The organism is Acidimicrobiales bacterium (genome assembly GCA_036491125.1).
Taxonomy (GTDB): domain Bacteria; phylum Actinomycetota; class Acidimicrobiia; order Acidimicrobiales; family AC-9; genus AC-9.
In genome coordinates this window covers 1-5,241 of the sequence record DASXCO010000052.1, presented here as the reverse complement: position 1 = coordinate 5,241, position 5,241 = coordinate 1, and the positions used below count along the sequence as shown (strand labels likewise).

The window sequence follows — 5,241 nt, the reverse complement described above, 5'->3', positions numbered from 1 at the left end:
TGCCAGCCTCCCTCGTGCAGTAAACGGTGGTGGTAGCCGCACAGCATCACCAGGTTGTCAGGGTCGGTGGATCCCCCTTGGGCCCAATGTCGCAGGTGGTGGGCGTGCAGCCACCGGGTGCGCTGACAACCGGGGAACCGGCAGCCCCCATCTCGTCGACGCAACTGGCGGGACAGCCAGCGGGGCACCTGGCGGGTGCGGCGCCCCAGTCCGATGGCGTGGCCGTCGGGTCCCTCGGCCACCAACTGCCAGCGGGAGTCACAGGCCAGGCGGCGAGCCGTCTCGGCGGCAATGGGCGGACCGTCTTCGATCTCCGCCCAGCCGTCACTCCCGCCCAGCACGGAGGGTTCGGAATGGACCACGATCGAGGGCGTGTCGGCGTCGGCGTTTGCCCCCAACGACGTCGACGCCAGCTCGACCAGGGCGTCGGCGCAGCGGGACTCGAAGGGGTCGTAGACGCCGCTCACCGGATCGGGCGGGGCCGCTTCGGCGAGGCGGACGATCGCCCGCTCAACCACCGCTCCCTCGGCAGCGGCCAGGGGTCCCGACAGCCACAGCCAGTCGCGCTTGTCGTCCCAGCGCATACGCACGCCGCGCCGGCGGTGGGACTCGTTGGCCTCGGCGGTGCTCACTGGCCGAGCCCGGCGGGCGGCCGCCTCCAGCTGGGCCGCCGTGCAGGCGGGAGCCTGTTCGGCCATGGCCTGCTCGGTCTCCGGCCCGGCCAGCTTGGTCAGCGGGGCGAGCTGGTCGAAGGACAACCGGGCCTCGGAGTACGAGGCGGCGATGGCCGGCAGCTCCTCGAGGCGTCGAGCCACCCGCACCCACTCCGTGGCGTGGCGGTGGGCGATGCCCAGGCGGGCGACCAGCCAGGCGGCCATGGAGGTGGCCCCGTCCTCCCGCCATGCCTCCCGCCGGTCGTAGTCGGCCACCAGGCGGAGCAGCTGGGCATGGGTGGCGCTCGTCAGTGCATGCAGCTGGTCGATCCCATCGGCCACCTCGGCGGTCGAGCATCCCTCCAGCACCCCAACATCCATGAGCACCGAGTGTACGGAGAGGGTGTGACAGTCGAGGAGAGTGGGTGAAGAATCTCGCGAGCCCTTGAAGGGACCCGCGGACCTACGAACGCAGGGCCGAGTCGAGTGCCTGCGGCATGCCCACAGCGGCCTCGAGCACAGCGGCGACGTCGGCTCCGTACGTACGAACAGTCTCCCCGCCGACCTGTACGACGGACATGAGCACGGACAGGACGATGCTGACCAGCCCGTTGGCGATCCTGACGGGGTCGAGCTCGGGGCGCATGGTCCCGTTGACCTGCTCAGCTCGCAGCCGCTCGGCACAGGCCTTGCGGAGATCGGCGAGCGCCGGCGTCTCGAGCACGCGGGCGGTCACCTCGGGCTCGAGGCCTGCAAGCAGGCGTTCTGCGAGCGGATGGCGTTCGACCGCATCGAGCAGCGTGAGGATCAGGGTCTCCCGCCAGTCCCTCGGCTCCACCTCCTCGATGAAGCTCGACGCACCCTCCCGGATCACGCCGGCGGCGTCCTCGTCGACGGCGGCGAGGAACAGCGCCTCCTTGTTGGGGAAGTAGGCATAGGCCACGGTCCCCCCCACCGAGGCGTCGCGAGCGATGTCGGCGACCGACGTCGCCCGGTAGCCGTCGCGTCCGAAGCGGGCGATGGCGGCGTCGATGACCGCCTGCCGGGTCCGTTCCCCCTTCGTCGGGGGCGCCTCCAGATCGTCGATTGCCATCGCCGCCAGCGTACCAGAATTGAGGATTTGAAGGATTCGCTCTAATCGTCTACGGTACCGGTATGAGCCAGACAAGCGAGGATAATCCGGTCAGATCGGCCGACCGTAAGGTGCCCACCCGGCGGATGTCGTTCGAGGACTCGCTGCAGGATCTGCCCCGGCACTTCGCCGACGACGGAGACCTCATCCTCAGCCACGTTGCCGCCGCGCTGTCAGCGGTGTTTCCGGATGGCGAGGACTTCTTCGTGCGGTCCGTTCGCCACTTCCGCGACGAGGTCAGTGACCGGGCGCTGAAGCGCCAGGTCGCCGGCTTCATCGGCCAGGAGGCGATGCACGGGCGAGAGCACCGCGCCCTGAACGACCGCCTCGATGCCCTCGGCTACCCGACGAAGGTGGTCGAGCGCCTCGTCGAGCGTGGGCTCAAGATCCGCGAGCGGGTGATGACGCCGAAGTCGAACCTGGCCGCAACGGCAGCACTCGAGCACTTCACCGCCACCCTCGCCGAGCTGCTCCTCACCAGCACCGAGACCCGTGACCAGTTCGGTCACGAAGGAGTCAAGGACCTCTTCCTGTGGCACGCCCTCGAGGAGTCCGAGCACAAGGCGGTCGCCTTCGACGTGTACAAGGCGGTCGGAGGCAGCGAGCTCACGAGGGTGCTGACGATGAAGCTGTTGCGCTTCGGCTTCGTCGTCGGCATGTCCGCCCAGATCGCGGCGTCGCTTCTCGGCGACCGCGCCACGTACCGACCAGGCAACCTTCGCCGCAGCTGGCGGCGGTTCAGGCGCTCGCCGCTGCTGTCCCGCGAGCTCTGGGAGCAGCTGCGCGACTACGACCGACCGGACTTCCATCCTGACGACCGCGATACGACAGGGCTGGTCGAGCGCTGGCGGACGGAGCTGTTCGGCAGCGACGGGACCCTGAACGACAAGCTCGTCGCCAACGCGGGCTGAAGGCACCATGTCGAGCGAGCGCGTCGAGCACATCGACGTCCTGATAGTTGGCGCAGGCCTGTCGGGCATCGGGGCCGGTCACTACATCCAGGCCGAGTGCCCCTGGGCCAGCTACGCCATCTTCGAGGCGCGCGACACCATCGGCGGCACGTGGGACCTGTTCCGCTACCCGGGCATCCGCTCGGACTCCGACATGTTCACGCTCGGCTACCGGTTCCGTCCCTGGCCGAGCGACCAGGCCATCGCCGACGGGGGCTCCATCCTGCGCTACATCAAGGATGTGGCCGCCGAGGAGGGCATCGACCGCCACATCCGCTTCAACCACCGCATCGTGCGGGCGGACTGGTCCTCCGCCGACGCCGTGTGGCATGTCACCGCCGTGCGGAGCGACACCGGAGACACCGTGGACCTGACGTGCGGCTTCGTGTTCTCCTGCACCGGCTACTACCGCTACGACCGCGGGCATCTCCCGGACTTCGCCGGTATGGAGCGCTTCCCGGGGCCGATCGTGCACCCCCAGGACTGGCCCGAGGACCTGGACTACGAAGGCAAGCGTGTCGTCGTGATCGGCAGCGGTGCGACGGCCATCACGCTCATCCCCTCCCTGGCCGACGGGGCGCGGCACGTGACGATGCTCCAACGCTCTCCGAGCTACGTCGCGTCGCTGCCCGCTCGCAACCCGCTGCCCCGGTACCTTCGCCGAGTGCTGCCCAAGCGTCGTGCCGACGCGGCGGTGCGATGGTTCAACGCCCTCGCCACGCAAGGTTTCTTTCAGCTCAGTCGCCGTCGCCCCGACCTGGTGAAGAGGGTCCTTCGCAAGGGCGTCCAACGGCAGCTGCCACCCGGCTACGACGTCGACACCCACTTCACGCCGACCTACGACCCATGGGACCAGCGCTTGTGCGTCGCGCCCGACGGTGATCTGTTCAAGGCGATCGGCGAGGGCCGGGCATCGGTCGTGACCGACCGCATCGAGAGCTTCACCGAAGATGGTCTTCGCCTCGAGTCGGGCGCCGAGCTCGGGGCGGACATCATCATCGCCGCCACCGGTCTCGAGCTGTTGTTCCTGGGTGGACTCCAGCTGTCGGTCGACGGTGCCGAGTTCGATCTGGCCGACAAGCTCAGCTACAAGGGGATGATGCTCGAAGGTGTGCCCAATCTGGCGCTGGCCATCGGGTACACGAACGCCTCGTGGACGCTGAAGTGCGACCTCACGTGCGAGTACGTGTGCCGGCTCCTCAACCACATGCGGGCTGTCGGCCTGCGACAGTGCATGCCGGTGAACGAGGACGCCAGCGTGAGCTCCGAGCCCCTGCTGGGCCTGTCGTCGGGGTACATCCAGCGATCCGCTCACCTGTTCCCCAAGCAGGGATCGAAGTTCCCGTGGCAGGTGCACCAGAGCTACCTGCGCGACTACCGGGCCCTGAAGGCCAGCGACCTCATCGACGACGCCATGGTGTTCTCGAATCCGACGGGAGCGAGCCCGGTCGCCGCCGCGTCGTGAGATGACTAGAAGTGGGTTCCCCACGGCGAGCTGGCGACCGCGTTCTCCACTGCCTGTACGCTGTTCCCGGCGCTCAGGGCGGCGAGGATCCCTCGATACATGCCGCTGTTGAGCGTGGCGACCGTCGCGGTCAGACCTTCACTCCAGCTCGTGTAGGACTGCACCCCATCCCCGTTGATGCCATGGGAGCCCGGCATCTTCAGGCTGGTGTTGAGCGGGTTGAAATGAGCAGGGCTGTTCCAGGCCCCGCCCTCTCGTTGGCACCAGGCCAGGATGGCCTGGGTGTTCTGAGGGGTCACCGGATCCCCGAGTGTCTTCAGCAGTGCGACGGCAAAGTCTGGAGGCCCGTTGATGTCGAGCGGAGACGTCGCCGACGGGTCCGGGGTGGCGGAGGCCGCCGACGCCACCTGGACGTTCCCTGCACCAGCGCGCGCCCCCTGAAAGAACCGCTCGTCAGCCTCGAGCCTGGCCTGCTCGGCCTGCAGGTCGGAGCGGGCGCGGCCAAGGCGGTGGAGCGCGTCCTGCTCGTTGCCGGTCACCGTGCCGAGATACTCCCGTTGGAGGAGCGTGTCGTAGCCTCCGGCGCCCTGGAACGGCGCGTTCGCACTACCGCCATCCACGTAGGCGCTGACCGCTTGCTGGCGCAGCCGGGCCGCGATGTCGGTCAGCTGCCCCTGGGTCTGGTTCAACGCCGTCTCGTCGTGGGCCAACTGCACGCCGATGGCTTCGAGCTGGGCGAGTGCGGGATCGGCCTGTTGCTGCGTCGCGGAGTCGGCCCCTGCCGGTGTCCCTCCCACCACCAAGGGGTATCCGAGCGCCGCCACGACGGACGCAGCAACGGCGCCGTACCGACCGATCGGGCGCTGGCCGCTCAGCGACCTGGAGGCGCGAATGAGCTTCGGAGCGGGACGCACAATGCGTCCTCATCTACCCGCGGCCGAGCGAGGTAAACGGCGTGCAGCAGATTGGCGGACGACCAGCGGCTCCTCTAGCGGCGGTCGGGCCCAGTCGGCGACCCGCTCTGTGGTCCGGTCCCCGCTT

Annotated in this window: 5 protein-coding genes; 2 read left to right on the top strand and 3 right to left on the bottom strand. The window is 68.8% G+C overall.

The annotated features are described in order from the left end of the window. Positions 1–1,034 (bottom strand): DUF222 domain-containing protein (locus VGF64_04095; protein HEY1633916.1); only part of this gene is annotated, 1,034 nt, incomplete at its 3' end. A gap of 82 nt (positions 1,035–1,116) precedes the next feature. After that, positions 1,117–1,746, bottom strand: coding sequence for a TetR/AcrR family transcriptional regulator (locus VGF64_04090; protein ID HEY1633915.1), 630 nt, complete (start codon positions 1,744–1,746; stop codon positions 1,117–1,119). Positions 1,747–1,871: 125 nt separating this feature from the next. Between VGF64_04090 and VGF64_04085 the strand changes: the two genes are divergently transcribed. Next, on the top strand, positions 1,872–2,696 hold the full coding sequence (locus VGF64_04085; protein ID HEY1633914.1) for a metal-dependent hydrolase: 825 nt from the start codon (positions 1,872–1,874) through the stop codon (positions 2,694–2,696). Positions 2,697–2,703: 7 nt separating this feature from the next. Beyond that, entirely contained in the window at positions 2,704–4,200 is a 1,497-nt protein-coding gene (locus VGF64_04080; GenBank protein ID HEY1633913.1) for an NAD(P)/FAD-dependent oxidoreductase, read from the top strand. Positions 4,201–4,205: 5 nt separating this feature from the next. On the opposite strand, the gene VGF64_04075 is transcribed toward VGF64_04080, so the two are convergent. Continuing rightward, a complete protein-coding gene (locus VGF64_04075) occupies positions 4,206–5,114 on the bottom strand; it encodes a hypothetical protein (GenBank protein ID HEY1633912.1) in 909 nt (302 codons plus the stop codon). Between the last annotated feature and the right edge of the window lie 127 nt (positions 5,115–5,241).